Genomic DNA, 21,921 nt, shown 5'->3' with positions numbered 1-21,921 from the left:
TGGTGCAGTATTAGTTATAACCCTGAATCAGGTGTTGATGCCCAATTACGCCCATACTTTCTTCTGCTATAACTACTATACATAAAAATATTATTCCGGAGTGGATCCGATTAGTCTTATGGAAGAAGATTATACAGAGGAAGCAACGGTGTCTGACAGGGAACCCCTGGAAGATGAAGTTATCCGCGTCCGCCTGCCAAAGAAATCTAATAATGAACAATTTGCAATTGCAGAGCTCATGATGGGTGCCAATCACATTCGTGTCAGGTGTTCGGATGGCGTTACCCGTCTTGGCAGAATCAAAGGCAAAATGAAAAAGAGAGCCTGGATACGGGAAGGGGACATCATCATTATTGTTCCCTGGAGCTTTCAGGATGATAAGTGTGACATAACCTATCGATATACGCCCCCTCAACGCGATTGGTTACGCAGGAATAATTACCTGTAATAACTTTTTTCAAAAATTTGTATTTCAGGGGAGGAGGACAAATTATTTTATTGACAGGTAACGTAAGATGATTCCTCATGTAATATTTTAAAAGCTTTTTAAGCATTTTTGGTGAATCCTGTTGCGATTTATTTACTTATTACGGTAAACATGGTGTTGCTGGTTTAAACTTTTTTAAGGGAAGCAAAGATTATAAATCTCATAAATGGATGCATATGGTAATGATAAGCGTCCTCTGTGTCGATGATGAACCAAATATTCTCTATCTTTCCAAAATATTTCTTGAAAAGACAGGGAATTTTCAGGTTGATACAGTCACATCTGCAGAGGAAGCACTTCTGCTACTCCGGGAAAAAGAGTATGATATTGTAGTTAGTGACTACATCATGCCGAAAATTGACGGCCTCTCATTTCTGAGGGATCTCCGAAAACGGGGAAATCAGATCCCATTTATTCTTGTATCGTGCCGTGGGCAGGAAATGAAGGTGGTTGAAGCGATTAATGAAGGTCTTTCCGGTTATCTTGCAAAAGAAGGTGATCCGGAATATAATTTCGCGATGTTATCACACCGGATCATGCAGATAGTCCAGCTCCGGAAGACAGAAGACGGATGGAAAAAGAGTGAAGAACAGTTCCGTCTTTTATATGCCCACATGGCTGAAGGGGTTGCACTGTTTACCCTGGTTTTCGATGAACACGGAAAACCGATTGATTACCAGTTTGAAAATGTAAATCAACGGTATGAAGAGATCTTTCGACAGCCTGGTTCTCTTTTACAGGGTAGGTTAATTTCAGAGATTATCGGATATGTTCCATACCTATATGAGTGTGCAGGAGTCGTTGATTCCCAAAAACCGGTTTCTTTTGAGAAATATCTCCGTGGCCCTTCGAGATACTACTCAATTTCCGTTTCTCCATGGCTTGAAAACGGATTTGCCATGATTTTTTCTGATATTACCAGGCGTGTTCTGGCTGAAGAAAAACTTATTGAAACAAGTCAGTATTTACAGAACCTGATTACTCATGCCGGAACTCCAATTATTGTCTGGGATACGAATGGTTTTATTTCCCAGGTTAACCGGTCATTTGAAGAATGTACCGGATATACTCATGATGAACTGCTCAAAAAACCAATCCAAACCATTCTTCCGGTGGGAGATGCTGAATTGCATCTCTCGAAGATTCGTCTCACCACTCTGGGAATGCAACTTGAATCAACTGAAATTCCCATTCAGATAAAGTCCGGAGATATCCGATTGTTACGGTGGAACTCTTCTAATATTAAAAATTCGGACGGTTCTCTTCGTGCAACCATTGCGATTGGTATTGATATTACCAGACAAAAAAATCTTGAGGAAGAGAATGCAACTGCAGTGTTCCAGTTAAAAAAGAATATCGCAGAACTTGCAATTCTCAACGATGGGATCAGAAATCCTCTTGCCGTGATACTGGCATGTGCGGAATTTGCTGACGAATCTTCCTTTTCACGAATTACTACCCAGGTCTGGGAGATAGATAAGATGATTAACCAACTGGACAGCCGGTGGATTGAGTCTGAAAAAATCCTAAAATTTTTAGAGAAACATTATCTTATCGGATATCAGGATACGATATCCAGGATAAAGGAAGACGAAAAGCAGATCTGTTAAATCCTTTTAGATATTGTTTCAGTTTTTTATAGCCAACCTTAAATTCCTGTAACGATAAAATCCCTTCTTTATTTATGATCTCGGTGCTGCTCGTTGATGACGAACCTGTTCTTGTCGATATTGGTCGCCTTTTTCTTGAAAAAGTCGGAAATTTCTCGGTATTTGGGTGTCTCTCTGCGGAGGAAGCGGAAAAACTTCTTGAAAAGAATTCATATGATGCAATCATTGCTGATTACCAGATGCCAAAAATGAATGGTATCGATCTCCTGAAAATTGTCCGGGAAAAGTATGGAGACATTCCCTTTATTCTTTTTACCGGGCGGGGCAGAGAAGACGTTGCACGAGATGCGGTAAATATCGGAGCAGATTATTATATCCAGAAAGGGGGAGATCCAAAGCTCCAGTTTGCTGATATCGCACATAAGATCGAAACCTCCGTTGAAAGACGAAGGGCTTTGATTGCAATAAAAATATCAGAGCAGCGGTTTTATGACATTATTAATTTCCTTCCAGATGCAACTTTTGCCATTAATACCAAGGGAACTATCATTGCCTGGAACCGTGAGATGGAGAGGATCACCGGGGCACCAGGAGCTCAGATGATGGGAAAAAGTGGTTATGCACATGCAGTTCCATTTTATGGATACGGCAGACCGATGATCATCGATCTCCTCCTCCGTCCGGACCCTGTCATTGAGTCAAAATACCGGTCACTCATCCGTGAGAATGGTATCATTACTGCCGAAGGAGCACTCCATCTTCCGGACAGAACACATTTCTTCCTTGCCCGGGCATCTTTTTTGTACGATCAGAATGGAAAACCGGCTGGTGCAATAGAGAGTCTTAGGGATATTACCGGCTTTAAGGAGACCGAAGAGAAAATGAGTCGGATTATTCATCATCTTCCGGTAGGAATTCACCTTTTCAGAATTCAGGATGACGGAAAATTACATTGCCATGGCGGAAATACGGCATCAGGAGAAGTTTTTGGGATTGAGGACAGGTGTATTAAAGGGACTCTGATTGAGGATCTCTTTCCTGGAGAAGAAGGAACCAGAATCTGCTCTGCAAGCATCCTGATCGCAAAAGAAGGCGGGCGAAAGGAGGTGGAAAATGTTCACATCATACCAGGAACTGACACAAAACAGTTCAATCTTACAATTTTTCAGTCTGATACTGAAGAAGTTGCAATAATATATATGCCGGTGTGTGGAGCCTGAATCCAGGGCTCCAAGGATATTATCACTCATGTCTGATTACAATTATTCCAGGAAAAAAGCTAAGTGATGCCGAATTAATGCAGTACCGGTGATATAAAGGGGGTGGGACATCATCAAATACATGACCCAGATGTGCATCACACCGTGCACATATCACCTCCGTTCTTTCCATGCCATAACTATGATCTGATTTCGTTTTTATATTCAAGGGTGAAACCGGGCAGGTAAAACTCGGCCAGCCTGACCCTGAATCGAATTTGTCATCTGAAGAAAAAAGGTCAGTCCCACAACAGGCACACCGATATAACCCTGCATTTTTTGTTGCATAAAATGCACCGGTGAATGCCGGTTCTGTCATTCCCATTCTGGTTATCTCATAGGTTTTTTTATCCAGTATCTTCTGCCATTCTTCATCAGAGGTTTTGATTTTTGCAACTTCCCTGATAATTCCTGTTTCGGCATAGTAGATAGGAAGAATTTCAGGATCACACATGTGCAATAGTTAGAAGATGTAGGGGATAAAATTCCTTATTAAGGATGATAACTTAGGGTATCAATAGGCAACCATAACCAATTGGGGAGCAATCATGGGATCAGACATTCATCCTGAGGATACACCAGGGAATCATAATAAATTTGGAAAGAAGATTCTGGTTGTTGATGATCGCTATGAAAACCGGTACTTTTTAAAAACCCTGTTATCGGCACATGGATATCAGGTGGTAACAGCCAAAAACGGAAAAGAAGCACTTGATCTAATAAAATCTGAACATTTTGATGCGATTCTCACCGATATTTTAATGCCTGTCATGGATGGACATGTTCTTTGTAAGACTATGAAAGAGGATCCGGAATTAGCTAAAATTCCCTTTATTTTTAATACTGCATCATATACTGAGCCAAGGCACCGGCAACATGGTCTTTCTCTTGGTGCTGATGAATACATCTGTAAACCGATAGAAAGCGAAGAATTGCTTCGGATTATCGAAAGGTTTGTCTGATAGGACAGTTTTTTATAATTTTTGTCAGGAAAAGGTACATCCTTTTGGAAAAAAATCCCTGAAAACCCCGATTATCCTGTACATACAAAATCTTTTTTTATAAGATTCATTACATAGATCGTTCTATGACAGAAATTGAAATAATAGACATCACTCCGGACAATATCGCAGATTATGGTGTCTGTGGATACAAGGATATTAAAAAGCATGTAGAACTCCGGCGAAAAATTGCCTGGTTTTCAGAGAATTATCCGAAAGGACTCAGGATGAAGGTACTTTTTTCCAGAACCGACGGGTACCAGGGAATGATTGAGTATATGCCAGGAGAGATCGCACACCGGCCGGTCGATGCAGACGGGTTTATGTTTATCCAATGTATCTTCACAGGATTTAAAAAGGAATACAAAGGGAAGGGATATGGAGCGATGTTAATCCGGGAATGTATCCGGGAGGCTGAACAGGGCAAATTCCTGGGTCTTGCGGTGGTTACCCGGATCGGTTCATTCATGGCGAAAAAAGATATCTTCCTGAAACTTGGATTTTCTGTTGTTGATTCTGCTCCTCCGGACTTTGACCTGCTTGCATTGAAATTGGATTCAAATGCACCTGCACCCCGATTTAAACCGGATCTCATATCCCGGGCAATAGAGTATCCGAATGGGCTGACCATAATCAGATCTCCCCAGTGCCCGTATTCTGAAAAAAACGTGGATGCTATCATCAAAACCGCAAAGGAGACATATAACCTGAACCCGACTTTAATTGAACTTGAAGATCCAAAGGCAGTCCAGGATTCTCCCTGTGCATTCGGGAGTTTTTGTATTATTTATAATGGAATGGTTATCAGTCATCACCCCATCAGTAATACCCGGTTTGAAAATATCATGAAAAAACTGGTGAAATAATTTTTTACTTATCATGATGGATAATGTCCCCGCGACATATCATTATCGTGACAACAGGGAATGCCAAAAAGACTACGGCACCCTCCTATAACAGAGTGTTGCAACCAGTTGCAACTCCAAAAACCACTGAATTTTCTAAATTCCATCAGCATAATTTGTTAATTTTTTCATTCTTAATCTCATCCGGAAATCAGATGCAACAATTCAATTCTCACTTTTTACTCCCGGACCGGTAAGGGGAGTTCACTTTTTAAATAATATAATAAAGATATGCCCGGATTTAGTTTCAGACTACTTTCCAGCGGTTTTGCCGGCATCACTTATACACTGTTTCATACAACACTTGTATGTCACAAAGAGGCCTGTTAGGCAGGGTGAAAAACCCAACCAATATTCAGGTTCTCTTTTAGGTGAGCAGCGTTCAACATGTCCTCCTACAAGTGTTGTACCCCTCTCATCAATCATGTAAACTGAAATTCTCCGGTCAGGAGGGATTTTCAATTGTCCTCCGTTTTACCCCCTCCTTCCCTCCTGACAAAAACTTCCGCCCGGCCAGATAAAGTGGCCGGTTTTTCCTCCTCTGACTACCAAAACAGGAGATGTTTCATTTTTCTGCCTCCTTACATGGTTGATCCTTTTTTAAAATTTCATTCTGACAATCATTTGAGAGTTTCATTACTAAATAACGAAGGAAGCTCGACCTTCTGCCAATCCTTGTCCATGACATTCATCCAGAGTGTAAGTGTTGCCGGTTCAAAAACAACCTGGTGGTTACTTGAGTACTTCCCACCTCCAAGGTCAGAGTGACAGAACTTCGATCCTCCGTCCTCGATGCAGACATCGCGGATTTCCATCATCTTCTCTGCATCAATCATTCCCTTTGCCTCTTCTGCCTGGCGGAGGAGGTTACTATACCGGGAGAGTGAGTGTTCAGGAGGTTCAGGGAGGTTCCAGGACGGATCGACGAAATGGTTCGCTGCTGCAATAACTCCGTCACCGGTCCTCTTCACGGTCCGGTTTGTTGACTTTTCATACACAAATGCCTCGTCTGGTCCTGCGACATCCACTATCCATCCAGTATCAGGGATAGTTCCGTTAATTGCAGCCTCCAGTGCATTCAGGTCAGAGTAATCGAACATAAACCGGTAGTATTCGGTGATAAATTCAGGACGAGTCTCTGGTGCATCATCTTCCCGGCCACAGTTGTCATCAGCGATGAAGAGTCCTTTGTTGTTCATGAAGGTCTCGGGTCGTACTCCGGCAGGACTCCAGGTCGCGATAATGTTGCTGCCATCATTCGGGCGGTAGATAGCAAGGACATACCATTCCGTGAGCGGCAGAATCGAGTCACCAAGATCCCAGTTTCGGGAGAGAATCGGAGAGCCGCCTTTTGTGTAATCTCCCCAGGCAGCAAGGTAAGAACAGGAAGCAGGGACGGCCTCCTGGTTCGGGGTGGCAAATAACAGGAAGATGGGCCCATAATAAAGAAACGCAATATCATCAGTTGTAAGCCCGGTCGTCTCCGCCATACCTGCAAAGATCTCCTTTATACGTTGCGGGTAAAATTGAGGAACCTGTCCGGCCTCCTCTATGATCTCTTCCCGGGTAATTCCCTGATTTGTCAGAGAATCCATGAGGAAGGAATATTCCTCATTTAGTTCTGGTTTCATGAGACCACCATACTGACAACCCATCTCACGATATGAACCGGAAAGAACGATTACCGGGTAGATACCAGCCTGGTAGCGTTCCCCGCCCTCGAAGGTTGCGATGAGAGGGAGATCGGCGACCGACGTTCCGGCAGGGGATTGTTCCTGCTCTGCAGAGAGGACAGAAACAGGAATCGTCAGCATGCAGAGTAACATTACCAGGAGAAGAGTTTTCATAATGGTATCAGTTATTTTCAAAGGATATAACATATTTTAAGATTTAAAAATCTTGAACAAAACCTGATTCCAAAACTTTCCAATTATCTACCGATAACTAAGGTTATCGTTTTAAAGAACTCGTAATAACTCTGCAACCATACAAAAAAGGGGATATTTGGACATCCTGAATTCAGGGAAAATCCATTCTATCTCCCGACCGTCAACTGGACAGTCATTGTACCGGTTTGGTAAAATGTTTTTACCGGATTTTTGACGGTTGAAGTGTTCCCGTCACCAAAATTCCAGTTCCAGGTAGTCGGGCTTCCTTCCGATGCATCAAAAAACCTCACCGTGAGAGGATATACAGTAGTGTCAGGGATTCCATAAAACCTGGCAACCAGTGGTGTGGTTGAACTGATACTGGAATATGCATTCACCCGGCCTCCGGTCAGACATTTCCCGGAAAGACCTGATTTTACGTCAACCCCGTTCATTATTGCCGATTTAACTTCAGAGACGGTTGCCGAAGGATTAACCGATTTCACAAGGGCCGCAACTCCTGCAACATGGGGTGTAGCCATCGAGGTTCCGGATTTATAGCCGTAGGCACTTCCCGGAATTGTACTGTAGATACTCACCCCGGGAGCTGCCACGTCAACCGATGTTGCCCCGTAATTTGCCCAGTATGCCCGCTGATCATACCGGTCTGTCGCCGTCACGGACAGGATATTCGCATTCGGAAGTGATGAGGGTGAATGTGGATATGTATCGGTGTTATAGGGATTGCCATACGCATCCCCATTCCCGGATGCACAGATAAAGAGGGCATCAGGATAGAGATTTATTGCATCGCGAAGTGCATAATCGATACCGTATCCCCCCCAGGAATTGGAGAAGATTCTTGCACCATGTGAATATCCCCAGGCAAACGCCTCGATTGCATCACTGGTGTACCCGGACCCGCTTGAGCTCAGGAATTTAAGCGGCATGATTTTTACATTCCAGTTGACACCAGTGACACCAACACCATTATTCCCGACTGCACCGATAGTTCCGGCACAGTGAGTCCCATGACCGTTATCATCCATGGGATTATTATCATTGTTCCGGGTATCATACCCTGCAATCATGTTTGCAGCAAGATCCGGATGATTATAATCTACTCCGGAATCCACAACCGCAACAATGACACTCGATGAACCGGTTGTCAGACTCCAGGCCTCTGGTGCATCAATATCTCCATCAACGGTTCCACCGCTCTGACCGGTATTATGAAGGCCCCAAAGAATGCCGAACGATGGATCATTCGCGAATTTTTGAGAACCCGGAGTTGCCTGAGTCAGAGTTGCAGATACTGTTACAGTATTTCCCTCCGTTACCGATACCGTCGTTGCATATGAATTATACCCGGACAGAACAAGGGACACTGAATGGGTACCGACCGCAACTAAAGAGAGAGTATTCGGAGTATTTTTTGAGGTATCGGCCCCATCAAGCCATATCCGCGCTCCGGACGGACTTGAACTTAATCCAATGCTTCCTGTAGGAGTTGGAGTCAGAGTTGCTGACACAGTAGAGGTCTGACCGGAAGTCACCGTAACAGATGTTGAATAATCCGTATATCCGGCAAGTTTGTATGTCACTGAATAGGTTCCGGCCGGAACCGATGTCTGGGTATAGGGCGTGGTCATGCCGGTATTTGCTCCATCCACCCATATCTCGGCCCCTGAAGGTGTTGAACCGAAGTTTACGGTGCCTCCTGTCGGGTTGGTAGCAGTATACTTGAAATATGCAGCACCCTCTCCAATCCGAAGCCGGCCCGAATAAATTCTGAACCAGCCGGATTCTCCCCAGGATGTTCCCCAGCTGTTTTTACAAATCCAGTACGTCCGCCCGTTTGATGTTCCCCATCCAACAATGATAATCGCATGGTTTGCATAGGAGGCACTTGCAGTACTGTCAAGGATCCCCGAACTATAGGAATCAAACGTGCTCTCGGCATAAACTCCGGCAGCGACCGGACCATAGAGATAAATGGCTGTTTTTATTGCATCATCGGAGGGAATACTCCACTCATTCCCGCCTCCGACATATCCCCAGGTCTCACCTGCAGAGGTGTCAACAGTATACCGGGTGTACCCGGAAAGGCTCTTACAGGTTCCGGTTGTGGCAGTATATGGAAAACTGGTTTCGGTCACGGTCCCGGTTCCTCCACTTGATCCGGCCTGATTTACAAAATAAGCCATTGAATCAAAGTACCCACCATTACATCCATACTGATCAGCTGCACAACTAACCAGGTACTGCTCGGCATAATTCGGATTCAGACTGGGGTTTCCGGCTTTAATCTCTTTGTATGATTCAAATGCACCGGTTGTCGCAAATGCCCAGCAACTTCCACAGCTCCCCTGGTTTTTAATAGGCGTAGTATAATCTCCGCCATTGTTTCTCCAGTCAAACGAAGTTGGAAGTCCTTCCATCGGGGTTACCGGAATATCCGAGGAGACCATTTCGGAGCGTTCCAGGTCATGTTTAAGGCCTTTTAAGTGTTCCCGTGCATCTTCAGATAAAAGCATTATGGGATTTACTGCTGCGGTCCAAGAGAGATTGTTTTCTGCGACATATCCATTGATTTCATCCACTTCTGCACGTGCTTTTGCATATCGCTCATCTTCAGTCAGGGAATCTTCAACACTCACGGCATTGGTCTGTAATACCTGGTTAGAACATGCAGGACAGGACTCTGAATTTGAATCCTGAGCACTCGGTTCGGGCGTTTTTGAGGTGGAGAGTTTTGTATTGATGGTATCACGATACGATACTGCCTGTGGATTAATGACAACCGGAGCGGTAAATGAGGATGAATTAATCGTATAGAGATAATCTGGCTGGGCATACTCTACCATCGGATTCATTTCATAGAGCTCAACTGCCTTTTCGGTCCCGGTACTATTTGGGACACTGACAACCTGAAGTCCCTCAACACCAAGTGTTTTCACATCAGCAATCACCGAGGCACCAAGAGCGCTGTTTGCTTCAGTCTGAACCTGGTTTATGGATTGAGTAGATATTTGAGAGGTTTTATATTTTACGATGACCCGGTCCGGAGCATATGATAAGGAGCCCTGTGAATTATTTTGAACTGCGGTTACTATTTCTTCATGCTTCTCCTGTGTGTTTACCTCCGCCATGCTGTTCCTCACCGGAGAATGAACAATACCTGCGGATGGATTTTTTACCAGGGAATTTTCCACTGGAGAAACTGGTTTTACAGGAGAAGGAACCATAAAAGAAGATGACTGGAGCGGATCAAGAGGTCCCCCAACTACTCTTCCGGGTATAACAATATCAGGAGCTGCTAATGCCGGCTGCACAGCTATGCACATGATAAGGATGAGAATTGAGAGAATTATTAGTGATTTTGCCATGATGTATCACCTTTCGGGTTTTCGTATCTGGGATATAAAATCCGGATGTCTGAATACACCCCCTTATTTAATGGAAATTGTAAAAACTCTTTACTTGAAGTGCATAGTGCGACAAACAGATAAATTTTTGGTGAAAAAACCGGCATACCAACTCGCCCTGTAGTGCATCCGATATTTTTTTATACAACACCCGGATGGTTTCTTGTACTGTTATAACCAATATATTATCATGACTCTTCAAAAGATTCCATACGGAATCAGCAATTTCCGGAAAATGCGTGAAGAGGGTTACATATTCATTGATAAAACACGGTATATCCGCCTCCTTGAGGAAAGTCCTCCATATATTTTCTTTTTAAGACCCCGGAGATTTGGAAAGAGCCTCTTTGTATCACTTTTACATTATTACTACGATATCAGTGAAAAAAATAATTTTAACAACCTCTTTTCAGGAACAAAAATTGGAATAGACCCGACAATAAAACGTAACTCCTATTATATTTTAAACTTTGATTTTTCTGCAATTACAACTGAAACCGACAGAGAACTTCAAAAAAGTTTTTCTGCAAGGATACGGGATTCTCTAACCCAGTTTATCGACCATTATAACCTTGCCATTCAATTAGAACCTTCAGAATCTGGTGCAGATATACTGAGTACCTTTTTTTCACGGCTTCCTGATGAGATGAAAGGGAGAATATACGTAATTATTGACGAGTATGATCATTTTGCAAATGAACTCCTGAGTTTTAATATCGACCTTTTCCAGGAAACCATAAGCAGACAGGGGTTCATCAGGAAATGGTACGAAGCATTGAAGATGGGAACAAAAAACTATGTTGACAGAATCTTTGCAACCGGTGTATCACCAATTACTCTTGATAGTCTGACGTCCGGTTTTAATATCAGCAGTAACCTTACCAGGAGCCCGAAATTAAACGAGATGATGGGCTTTACTGAAGAAGAAGTGATCCTGCTCATGGAACAGACACTTCCACAGGAATATGGATCTGAAACGCTGCTCCCAACTATGCGAAGATATTATAATGGGTACCTGTTCAGTGAAGGTGAAAATACGCGGATTTTCAACAGCGATATGATTCTGTATTACATGAGTTCTTATCTTGAATGGGGGAAACCTCCCGAACAATTACTGGACATGAATATCGCCAGTGATTATGGAAAGATAAGCCGCCTTATCAGAATTAAGTCTCCGGAAAGAAACATTTCAGTACTCAAAGACATCGTATATTCCGGTGAAGTGTCAGCACAAATCACCTCACAGTTCTCCATGGAAAAGGATTTCACCAGGGATGATTTTGTTTCGCTCCTTTATTATCTTGGATTACTAACCATAAAAAGGGCCATTCCAGGTGAAATAAGCCTGAACATCCCAAATTATGTTATCAAGGGAATATACTATGATTTTTTTCTCAGGATTATCGCCAGGGAGGGAGACTTTGACATCCATAATGAAAAAGTCAGGGAAGCAATGCGGGAGATCGGATATGAAGGCAGATGCACAAAACTCGTCAGTTTAATAGAAGAACTTCTTCATGCTTTTTCAAATCGTGACTTTATCGGGTTTGATGAGAAGTACATCAAGATTGCACTTTTCACCTATGCAAACATGAGCAACCTGTACCTCGTAAAATCCGAATATGAAGTTTCAGATGGATACATCGATATTGCTCTCCTTAAAAGGGATCCCTGGCATCCGGATTATTACGCGGTTTTTGAACTAAAATACCTGAAGATGACTGATTCGTCAAAAAAGAGTATTGAAACAGCAAAACGTGCAGGTGAGAAACAACTCATGCAATACATCTCTTCACCTGAACTGACGGTTATTAAAAATCTGAAAAAATGGGTGTTGGTCTTTGCCGGAGACCGATGTGTTTCCATGTCAGAAGTATGACAAAAAAGCAAAAATTATTTTCTGGAACTTACGATACCAGACCCTGCTCTGAACTTACTTCATATCCGTCATCTACCGCTAAAGTGACAGTATAAGTTCCGGCCTCTGTATAGGTCTTCGTGGGGGAAGATTCGGTGGAATGTGTTCCATCACCAAAACTCCAGGTCCGGGAGACCGGGTTTCCAACCGATACATCAAAAAACCGGATGGTAAGTGGATGAACGGTAGGCTCCGGAACCCCATAGAACCGGGCCTTGACATCCGAAACAACTGAAAATCCATCGGTAAGATTGGCAGATTTTCCATCAGGATTTACTACTAGTACTTTCCATTTACCTGGAGTGCTCCCGATAAGAGGAAATGAGCAGGTTACCTGACTCGTGGATACGAGGGCAACATTGGTTCCGGTAATATCATTATACCCTGCTCGGGTGAGAAGAACTGATAGCCCGGTTTGGAAATTCGACCCTGAAAGATTGGTAATTGCGACGGTGCTATTCCTAGCCCCGGAAGATGGAGTTATCGAACTGATAGTCGGGGCTGGCATGTCAGGGAGGTACATATAACAGGCCGAATATCCGATAAGGTTCGATCCGGCGTAGATTCTAAACCACCCGGATTCTCCCCATCCGGTCCCCCAGGAATTTTTACAAATCCAGTACGTTCCTCTGGCATCTGAGCCCCATCCGACAATAATAACCGCATGATTCATATTCGTTGACGAACCGGAGAAGACGCCATTCCTGTAATTTTTGAAATAATTATCCGCAGCAATTCCAGCAAAGACCGGCCCATGTGTGTATATTGCGGATTTTATCTGATCAACAGACGGAACCCCGCTGCTACTTCCAGCATATGACCAGTACGCTCCTGCAGGGGCAGAATACCGGACATATCCGCTGAGAGATTTACAACCGGAAGTGGTTGCCGTATAGGGATAATCACCCTCCGTTACCGTCCCGACCCCACCACTTTTTCCGGCTGTATTGATGAAATAGGGAAAAGATATCCATCCGCCTGAACAACTCCATCCATTCTGATTACAACTGACCAGGTACTGTTCAGAATAATCCGGATTCAGATTTGGATTGCCATACCGCCGTTCCTGGTATGATTCAAAGACTCCGGTTGAAGCAAATGCCCAACAGGAACCACAACCCCCCTGATTCCGGATTGGAGTTGTCCAGTCACCACCATTATTTCTCCAGTCAAATGATGCAGGAAGTGACTGTATATCGACGGGAGTTGAAGCAATTTGCATAACTGCTCCGGGGATTTCCTGTGGTACGGCTCCAAGAAGTTGTTCATAAGCTTCATCGGAGAAATATGAAACCGAAGTTATCCCAGCGGTCCAGTTCATGTCATGCTGGTCAATATACTCATTAATATCTTCTATCTCCTGATTAACAGCATCAATACTCATCAGGTTTTCAGTGGACAATTCTTCCTCTGTCCGGACAGAATCAACACAGGTCTCGCAATTTGTTGTATTGACCGGGTTTATTTCACTGATTCCGGTTTTTACAGGGTCTGTTCGTGAGGGGGATAACGCAGGCGCCGGTATTATTCCGGATGGCTTGATTTGTTTATCAATGACTCCGGATATTTTTCCTGCTGCCGGGTTCTCCGGACTCGTTGTGTTCAGCGAAGCACTGGCGATATGAAGACATATTAAGCAGATGACGATGAATACAAAAAGATAATGAAGATGCCTATTCATGAGATTTGTCCAGGTAATCACCAATATTTTACAATCATCAGGAATAATATTGTGCAGGCGCCTTCGAGTTTAAATAAAATTTCAAATGATTTGAGGGATATTAGGCAGATGCCCTATGAAAACTTTTATAATTCTGGGAGACCAGTTTTTCCCAAATCTCTTTAGGAGCCATGTACTTTAAACTGATTATTACACGCTTAGTTCTTCTGGACAGGCTCCATCTCTTCTTTTGATTTCCCATCCGGTTATATTCCGGGTCTCTGGGTCAAAGATGATACCTATTAGGAAAATGGGCAGATTATTTGCCATGTATTTCCGGGAATAATCTTTTTTCAGGATTTGTTCCATGGGTTTTTTAGTATCTCTTCCGTCAGAAGAGAGTACCTTAAATTCAAATATCCAGACTGCCTTTTTTGTCCGGACTGTGAGATCGATTCTTCCCTGACTGGTAATATCTTCAGCGATGAGATCATATCCAAGACTGGCAAAATAAGTATAAAAAATACTCGCATAATACCCTTCAAACTTTGAGATCTGGTTTTTCCGATACCAGTCATAGGGGATTGATGCGAAAAATGAATGAAATAATTCGCGTAATCCAGAGATATCCGCACTTTCAAGCAGTCCATACAGGCGACTCCGGTTAGGAGAAGTATTTATCCCACAAAGGACTTCTGAAAACAGAGTATTTAAAGCGGTTCTGACTTCGATATTGGGAAATCCAAGAACACAGACAAGTCCTTGCACGGGATCTGCAGACCATTCTTTAATTGTCAGGTAACCACTCTGAAAAAGAAGCGTTTCCATCCGGATATGTTCAGGATCAAATGAGCCTAAGCTTTCCTCTCCCGTCACCATTCTCTCATATTCAGCAGGTACCCGGGGATTCGTTTTCCATAATTTTATGAGAAATGAAGGAGTTCCGGTTTCAAACCAATAGGGCCTGAAAATACCTCGATCCAGGTATAAGAGAATATCAAAGGGATTGTAAACCGACTCTCCAGTCCAGGAATATCCATTATACCATGATTTTATGTCATCAATACTTTCAGAGGTGAACATATCACCAAAAACACGACTCAGATCTTCTTCAGTATAACCACAAATGGCCGAGTATCGTGTGTCGATGGTAATATCAAGCAGATTATTCAGTCCGGAAAAAATTCCCGTTTTTGCAAATTTTGATACTCCGGTGAGAAATACAAATCTCAAATATTGATCAAGAGGTTTAATCGCCGCATAGAAGCCTTTGAGGATATCCTGCAATTGTGCTGCAAGAACCGGATTATTTATATTATCCAATATTGGTTTATCATATTCATCAATGAGTATGACAACCTGTGTGCAGGTTTTTTCTGCGATTTGAGGAATGAGTTCAAGTAACCGTTCACCAGGGGACCCCTGAGTTCCTTTGGTAGAATACTCCGTCTCCCACTGGGTTAGAAGGCGATCAAGTCTTTTCACTAATTCTTCCGGAGAATCAACGATTCCTGCTGAAAAATCAACCCGGAGAACCGGGTACGTTTTTGAAAAATCCCACCCGGATTGTGAAGTAACAAGATACAGATTATGAAAGAGTTCCTTTCTTCCGGAGAAGGCACAATACAAGGTGTCAATAAAGAGACTTTTTCCAAACCGACGTGGCCGTGAGAGAAAGTAGTATTTTCCGGAATTGACAAGGGCAGAGAGAAAATGAGTTTTATCCACATACCGATAATTGCGGGTTCTGATTTCTGTAAATGATTGTATCCCTATTGGAAGGTTCAAAGAAACCATATCTGATCCTCGATTTTACTTCAGATATTTACAAAGAGAATGATACAGAATACTTTCCTCACAAATCAGTCCGCTAAACTTTTTTTATGATGCATTTAAGGGATAACTGCATCATGATTACCCCAGAAGAATAAAAAATATTAGTTATTTCTTTTTCTTATCCATCGCCTGCTGTTTGACCAGGCTTCTGATCCGGTCAGCAGTACTTCCCTTAAAGTCAACCAGATCCTTTTCATGCACAGTCATTCCTTCTGATGACGGAACATCAGTAATTGCATCGGCTAGGACATGATCAAGTTTCTTTGCACGCTCCCAGCACTCAAGCGCCTCTTCGTTTCTCCCTAGACCCCCGGATAAGGTTATTGCTTTAAATGCCCAGAGGTCAGGATTTGAGGGATATATTGCAAGCGCCTGGTCATATTTGTCAACCGCCTCCTCGTACTTCCCCTGGTAGGCCAGTTGATCTGCTTCAAGCGCAAATGCATCCGCTTTATTGAGCAGTACATCGCGCTTACTCAGGAATTTGTGGGTAGTATTTTCTGCCATATGATCCGTTTCTTCCTCATTGGTTCCATCAATATATATGCATTTCATTATTCATGCAAGCAGAATACTCAATACCATAAGGCCAAACATATCGCTGCCGTGATATACGATGATGACTAAATAACGTTTGAGTCCATGGAAAATAAGTACGAGATATCATCTTCCCTTCAGTCACTTCTTGATCATATCGAAGAGCAACTGGGAACGACAGTCCATCTTCAGAGGAAACAGGAGGCCCCTCGAAAAGGAATCCTGCTTGACCAGTATACCTACCAGGGTTCACGCAATGTCATTGCCTTTTCCAACCAGCAGATAGGTATGCTCAAGGACTTTGTCATTGCCCAGAATGCAATCCGCCTCCTCCTTCGGGGCATTGCAGCAAAAAACAATGCATATAAGGTCCTCTCATTTGATGCAAAGTCAGCAACCGCCGGAATGGAGCAGATTTACCTGGATGTTCTGAAGGATGAAAAGACCAGGCATCTTGATTTCTGGATGAAGAAGAAACTGATGTTTTACCTGTACATGCTTTTCCATGAATCAATCATAGAACTTCCATGGACTCTGCTGGCAAATGTTGTGGTTGCAAAACTCTGTCCGGTCATGCGTAACGCGCAAGTCTATTATCTCATGAAGGAGAGTATGCGTGATATGCATGATCTGGTTTCATTCAAAGATTTTATTCCACGGCGGTATTTTGTCATGCATAACGGGATGTTCTTTGCCCGTGACCTGATGCTGGGTGAGGTCATGAGCGAGATGAAATTAAACCCGATGATCAATATTCCGGAGCTGAAAAAGTTCAAGAATCTTAACCTCATGGAGATGCTCACTCACCGGTGGCAGAAAAATCCATGGTACCAGACCAAACTCGTTGGTGATGCCATGGTCAATATCCTGAAAGAATTAAAAGTCTCCGCGCTTTGTGAGCACCCCCGTCCGGACACCTACTTCCAGATATACCAGATTGGTGAGGAGATGACCAACCGATGGATCCATCTCATGCAGATAGAGAAATATTATTTCTGGGACTCTCCGGCTCATCAGGCAGCGGCTCTGAAAAACCAGGAGGAGTTTGAAAAAGAAGCACGAATGGCAATATTCGGTGAAGTATAGTCTTTTGTCCGGAGTAAACCGTGCTTGAAAGGCTGCTCAGATTAATCCAGAAGCACCGGGGACATATCGAAACCGGAAAACTACTTTTTATCTCATTACTAGCACTTATTGCACTGTTTGTCTCGATTTATGTCCTGTGGGAAAGCCCCTGGACAGGATTTCGGTTCATCTATGTTTTTATTCCACACCTCTATCTTATCCCGATAATTTTCCTGGCTTTGTGGTACCCAAAGTCCGGGCTAAAATTGGTAGGTATCATTTTACTATCGGTGGTTTTTTTTGCATTTTTTGCCGAAATTTTCGGATACCAGTTCAGTATTGCATTTGTGATGCTCTACACCGGTTTAGATTTAGCAACCATCATGGTCCTTCTTTTGTATGTCAAGGACCGGCGGCTTGTTGAGGCAATATTAACTGACCTTATCGAAAGAGGGGAGAGAAAAAAAGAGGGAGATACATCACGGTTTGGTGGAGACTTCGATGTTATTATCGCTGCTCTCGGGAGTTCTGATGAACATGACCGGGAAGAAGCAGTCGATGCATTATCTGAACTCTCAGATCCACGGGTTGTCCTGCCCCTTATCCGGGCATTGAGTGATGATAGCCCTTATGTCAGGCGGAATGCAGTTGAAGCATTGGGGCGAACCGGAGCAATAAAAGCAGTTCATCCGCTGATGAAGGTATTGGCAGATGATGACCGGTATGTCAGGGAAACGGCAGCTGAGGCACTCGGACACCTCGGAGATATTGCCATTCCAGAACTCATCCAGGGATTGTCTGATAAGGATTGGAGAATCCGGGTAGGAACCCTTGTTGCACTCCGGGTTACAACCGGCACCATTTCATCCCTTGACCTAATTCTTGAGACATTAAGCGATGAATCATATTATGTCAGGCGCGAAGCGGTGAAAACAATTGGGAGGATCGGGAACTCATCAATTGTTCCATATATCATCCAGTCAACGAAAGATAGTGATGCAGGGGTCAGACTCCGGGCAATTAAAGCACTGGGAAAATTGGGTAATGAAGGAGAAATTATCCAGGTTTTAAACCGGTGTATGCAGGATACAGATAGTGCAGTAAGAGTCAGAGCACAGGAAGAACTGAATAAAATTAACCAGTAAATTTAGTTGATCTTTAGGTTTCCAAAGAGAAATCATTATACCATTCTTTGATTATGGAACCTTATTCCGGGATCTCGCCTGGCGATTTCGGGAGATCCTTCGACAAGCCTTTGTTATGTGCTATGTATTCTATTGATACCCCCCACAATCTCTATTGTTTCGCGGTCAAATGATATCCGGAGATGCAATCAATTAAGGCTTTTTTGAAGCGTTGAATCGAGATTTGGGAGTTTCGTCAATCTTTACCCGGTCATCGTTACTGGTCACCAGGATGAGTGTGGGGTAATTGGCAATAAAGGTACGATAAATCGGCGTTTTATTAATATCCCGGATACAGCATGACAAACAGTCAGTCCGGATTATGGTTATTGCCTCAACTCCCATCAATGAAGAACCGTTCTATATATTTGACTAACTCTTTATTATAACCCGTTCTATTTTAAAGAACAGTTATAAAATATAAGATCTATATTTAGTATATCATGGATAAAGGTCAGTTATTAGATGTAATCCTGCAACAACAGGAGATCTTTAAAGAAATACCCAAAGATATCATTAATCGCGAGATAGATCCTGAAAAATACATGCGTGGAAAAGAGATCGTAATCATAACAGGAATAAGGAGATCAGGGAAAAGTACTGTCTTAAGACTTATAGCAAAAAAATATCAGGATAATAATGAGAATATTCTGTTCATAAATTTTGAGGACATCAGACTTACAGATATCAACATTGAAAATTATCAGGATATTGAAAATATTGCAATAGAACTATTTTCCACGCAGAAGAAGACCATCTTTTTCTTCGACGAAATTCAGTATGCACCTGCATGGGAGCGATGGCTCAATAATCTCCATTTCAAGGGCTATAAAGTATTTGTAACAGGATCAAATGCAAATATTCTGGGCAGAGAGATTGCAACATCCCTTACAGGAAGAAATGTTGTACTTGATTTTTATCCATTCAACTTTAGAGAATATTTACGGCTGAAAGAGATAGATATTCCCCCGGAAAATTTATTGACCTCAAAAAAATCCGCAGAAATATTACATTTTTTTAAAATATATCTTGAATATGGAGGATTCCCTGAGGTTTTGAAAGAAAACAATATTGAACTTTCCGGGTACTACTTCAACGACATTTTAAAGAGAGACATTGAAAATCGTAATAATATACGAGAGAAAACAGGTCTTTCCAGGCTTGCAACCTATCTGGCTACAAATTCAGGCTCCATTTTTACCTATTCTACGCTGAGAAAAGTTACTGATATTAAGAGCAATAATACAATTAGTCAGTATATTGAGTATTTAAGGGATTCATTCCTCTTCTATACTCTGCCGGCATTTTATTTTTCTCTTAAGAAACAGGCTCAGGCATCATCAAAGGTGTATATCGGAGATAATAGTTTTTTAAAGACAATATCATTTAATTTCTCTGAAAATACCGGACAAAAACTGGAGAACCTGTTTTTCTTATACTTATTACAATCAAAGAAGAACTATGACCTATATTATTATTCCGGCAAAAAAACAGGAAGAGAATGTGATTTTTTAATCATGAAAGAGACATCTGTTATTTCAGCGATTCAGGTCTCATCTGATATACGAAATGAAAAAACAAAAACCAGGGAGGTAAACGGGCTTTTAGATGCTTTGACCGAGCACGGATTAAAAAAAGGTTACATATTAACTATGGACACGTTTCGTGAAGAAGAAGTAGCAGGCAGACATGTGATAATGGTTCCGGTCTGGAAGTACATGCTTTATCCCGATTTTTATCCGTAGATGCCTATATGAATGGGGTGGCTCATCAGGCTATCCAGACTTTTGCTTCATCTCGCTTTTACTGGACGATCTTATTTGTATCAGAGGTTTTTTCATACGGTGTGAAAGTAATTACCAACATTTTATTGAGACGTTAGCATGGCAACACCCTCAATCGAAATAACATTTTTTCCGCAAACAATATTGTGTCCGGATGTTATTCGTTCCATACAATGATGAGGAATTGTGATAATCCGTACATCATCAGTTTCTTTCCTGGCATTCGCTACTCCGATGAGGTATCAGCACCGAAGTATGTGAGAATCCATCATTCCATCATGGCTAGTCTGAATCTCAACATAGACCTTCGATTCATTTTTGTCTGCTTCCTTAATCTCCAGGACGATATCCGGGAGATGCTTTGACAGGCCTTTGTAATATGCCATGTATTCTGTTAATACCCGCACAACCTCTGTTGTTTCGCGGTCAAATGATATCCGGAGATGCAATCAATTAAGGCGTTTTTTGAAGCGAACGATAGATATTTGGCGGTTTCGTCAATCTTAAAAATGGAGGAAAAAGAGATTATTAACAGAATTAAGAAATTTCCACCTAAAACAAGTGCCAAATTTTTTGAATATACAATACAGGTACATCAGGATGGCTTTACTCTCGACTGGAGAACCAATAATGAAGCAAGAATCGAGGATGAGCAATTGGAGGGTAAATATCTCCTATATTCATCAGATCCAACTCTTTCTACAGACGATGTTGTGAAGTTGTATTTTGAACGTGATTATGTCGAGAGAGTTTTCGAGATTTAAAAACGTTTGAAGAAATTGCTCCAATTCGACATCTGAAAGAATCGAGGGTTTTTGGGATCATCTTTGTATGTACCCTACATTCCCGCCCCCTCATAACGATGTAGGGGGAGTTACCCCAAGATCGTAATATAACTGCTTAAGTTTTTCCACCATCTCACCCACTTGCAGAGCTTTTCCCGGCTGTTCGAAGCATTCAATCACATCCAGCTTATCCAATAAACCAGGAATTGAAAATCTTTTGACAAGATCCTTCTCCTGCATCTGCTTTTTTATATATGAGAGATAAATCAGGGCCACAAACTGGACAAACAGTTTTCCATCAAGACTTTGTTCTGAAGAAACCAGGGTTCGACGCATGTTCAACCGTTCTTTGAGATTTCCGAAGGCCTTTTCGACCACATCTTTGTTCCGATAAAGTTCAAGGGCAGTTACTGCATTCATGGTCTCATTGGTAATCAGGGCAAAGAATCCAAAATAGCGTTTAGCTTCGATCACGCTCTCCTCCTTGACCATCACCTGAGTTCCCCGTTTAGGTGTTGTCTTCCATGTGAAAAATTGCTGATAGAGTTTCTCATGTTGTAGAACGCGTTCACCAGACTCTAATTCCTGCTTTAA

19 protein-coding genes are annotated in these 21,921 nt (G+C 42.4%); 10 read left to right on the top strand and 9 right to left on the bottom strand.

The annotated features are described in order from the left end of the window. The first annotated feature begins 118 nt into the window (after positions 1-118). The 3 genes from eif1A (at position 119) to DLD82_RS00805 (ending at position 3,317) form a co-directional block, all read left to right on the top strand. Entirely contained in the window at positions 119-448 is a 330-nt protein-coding gene (eif1A, locus tag DLD82_RS00815) for a translation initiation factor eIF-1A (protein WP_109939206.1), read from the top strand. 221 nt (positions 449-669) lie between these two features. Beyond that, on the top strand, positions 670-2,097 hold the full coding sequence (locus DLD82_RS00810; RefSeq protein ID WP_219968278.1) for a response regulator: 1,428 nt from the start codon (positions 670-672) through the stop codon (positions 2,095-2,097). A 74-nt stretch (positions 2,098-2,171) separates the two neighbouring features. After that, positions 2,172-3,317, top strand: coding sequence for a response regulator (locus tag DLD82_RS00805; protein ID WP_109939204.1), 1,146 nt, complete (start codon positions 2,172-2,174; stop codon positions 3,315-3,317). Between the two features lie 22 nt (positions 3,318-3,339). Here DLD82_RS00805 and msrB read toward each other — a convergent pair whose 3' ends face one another. Beyond that, the gene (gene msrB / locus DLD82_RS00800) at positions 3,340-3,810 is read right to left on the bottom strand and encodes a peptide-methionine (R)-S-oxide reductase MsrB (RefSeq protein ID WP_109939203.1); all 471 of its coding nucleotides are present in this window, start codon (positions 3,808-3,810) and stop codon (positions 3,340-3,342) included. Positions 3,811-3,904: 94 nt separating this feature from the next. Between msrB and DLD82_RS00795 the strand changes: the two genes are divergently transcribed. Both DLD82_RS00795 and DLD82_RS00790 read left to right on the top strand, forming a co-directional pair. Next, on the top strand, positions 3,905-4,318 hold the full coding sequence (locus tag DLD82_RS00795; protein WP_109939202.1) for a response regulator: 414 nt from the start codon (positions 3,905-3,907) through the stop codon (positions 4,316-4,318). 125 nt (positions 4,319-4,443) lie between these two features. After that, positions 4,444-5,223, top strand: coding sequence for a YoaP domain-containing protein (locus DLD82_RS00790; RefSeq protein WP_109939201.1), 780 nt, complete (start codon positions 4,444-4,446; stop codon positions 5,221-5,223). Between the two features lie 659 nt (positions 5,224-5,882). Here the strand turns inward: DLD82_RS00790 and DLD82_RS00785 are convergent. Next, complete coding sequence (locus DLD82_RS00785; protein WP_181391176.1) at positions 5,883-7,109, bottom strand: C45 family autoproteolytic acyltransferase/hydolase; 1,227 nt, start codon at positions 7,107-7,109, stop codon at positions 5,883-5,885. A gap of 188 nt (positions 7,110-7,297) precedes the next feature. Beyond that, positions 7,298-10,519: a S8 family serine peptidase gene (locus tag DLD82_RS00780; RefSeq protein WP_109939200.1), complete on the bottom strand. Its 3,222-nt coding sequence runs from the start codon at positions 10,517-10,519 to the stop codon at positions 7,298-7,300. A gap of 229 nt (positions 10,520-10,748) precedes the next feature. On the opposite strand from DLD82_RS00780, the gene DLD82_RS00775 reads away from it, so the two are divergent. After that, positions 10,749-12,437 (top strand): ATP-binding protein, encoded by a 1,689-nt coding sequence (locus DLD82_RS00775; RefSeq protein ID WP_109939199.1) that lies wholly within the window; start codon positions 10,749-10,751, stop codon positions 12,435-12,437. A gap of 28 nt (positions 12,438-12,465) precedes the next feature. Here DLD82_RS00775 and DLD82_RS00770 read toward each other — a convergent pair whose 3' ends face one another. The 3 genes from DLD82_RS00770 to DLD82_RS00760 all read right to left on the bottom strand — a co-directional run bounded on the left by DLD82_RS00770 (position 12,466) and on the right by DLD82_RS00760 (position 16,479). Then, entirely contained in the window at positions 12,466-14,157 is a 1,692-nt protein-coding gene (locus DLD82_RS00770) for a C1 family peptidase (protein ID WP_146199647.1), read from the bottom strand. Positions 14,158-14,346: 189 nt separating this feature from the next. After that, complete coding sequence (locus DLD82_RS00765) at positions 14,347-15,933, bottom strand: ATP-binding protein (RefSeq protein WP_109939197.1); 1,587 nt, start codon at positions 15,931-15,933, stop codon at positions 14,347-14,349. A 144-nt stretch (positions 15,934-16,077) separates the two neighbouring features. After that, complete coding sequence (locus DLD82_RS00760; protein WP_109939333.1) at positions 16,078-16,479, bottom strand: tetratricopeptide repeat protein; 402 nt, start codon at positions 16,477-16,479, stop codon at positions 16,078-16,080. A gap of 135 nt (positions 16,480-16,614) precedes the next feature. Between DLD82_RS00760 and DLD82_RS00755 the strand changes: the two genes are divergently transcribed. Both DLD82_RS00755 and DLD82_RS00750 read left to right on the top strand, forming a co-directional pair. Further along, on the top strand, positions 16,615-17,595 hold the full coding sequence (locus tag DLD82_RS00755; protein WP_109939196.1) for a hypothetical protein: 981 nt from the start codon (positions 16,615-16,617) through the stop codon (positions 17,593-17,595). Positions 17,596-17,615: 20 nt separating this feature from the next. Next, positions 17,616-18,719, top strand: a complete 1,104-nt coding sequence (locus DLD82_RS00750) for a HEAT repeat domain-containing protein (RefSeq protein ID WP_109939195.1) — start codon at positions 17,616-17,618, stop codon at positions 18,717-18,719. Between the two features lie 192 nt (positions 18,720-18,911). On the opposite strand, the gene DLD82_RS00745 is transcribed toward DLD82_RS00750, so the two are convergent. Further along, positions 18,912-19,103, bottom strand: coding sequence for a hypothetical protein (locus DLD82_RS00745; protein WP_109939194.1), 192 nt, complete (start codon positions 19,101-19,103; stop codon positions 18,912-18,914). 98 nt (positions 19,104-19,201) lie between these two features. Here DLD82_RS00745 and DLD82_RS00740 point away from each other — a divergent pair, with 98 nt between their 5' ends. Then, on the top strand, positions 19,202-20,503 hold the full coding sequence (locus DLD82_RS00740) for an ATP-binding protein (protein ID WP_109939193.1): 1,302 nt from the start codon (positions 19,202-19,204) through the stop codon (positions 20,501-20,503). Positions 20,504-20,784: 281 nt separating this feature from the next. On the opposite strand, the gene DLD82_RS18340 is transcribed toward DLD82_RS00740, so the two are convergent. After that, positions 20,785-20,991 carry a hypothetical protein gene (locus tag DLD82_RS18340; protein WP_109939192.1) on the bottom strand — a complete coding sequence of 69 codons (207 nt, stop codon included), beginning with the start codon at positions 20,989-20,991 and terminating at the stop codon, positions 20,785-20,787. Here DLD82_RS18340 and DLD82_RS00730 point away from each other — a divergent pair. Then, positions 20,986-21,306 (top strand): hypothetical protein, encoded by a 321-nt coding sequence (locus DLD82_RS00730; protein ID WP_109939191.1) that lies wholly within the window; start codon positions 20,986-20,988, stop codon positions 21,304-21,306. The two genes, DLD82_RS18340 and DLD82_RS00730, sit on opposite strands and share 6 nt — an antisense overlap. A gap of 90 nt (positions 21,307-21,396) precedes the next feature. On the opposite strand, the gene DLD82_RS00725 is transcribed toward DLD82_RS00730, so the two are convergent. Then, positions 21,397-21,921 (bottom strand): IS1634 family transposase (locus DLD82_RS00725; RefSeq protein WP_455323776.1); only part of this gene is annotated, 525 nt, incomplete at its 5' end.

Source organism: Methanospirillum stamsii (assembly GCF_003173335.1).
Lineage (GTDB): Archaea > Halobacteriota > Methanomicrobia > Methanomicrobiales > Methanospirillaceae > Methanospirillum > Methanospirillum stamsii.
This window is presented reverse-complemented; position numbering and strand designations above follow the sequence as displayed.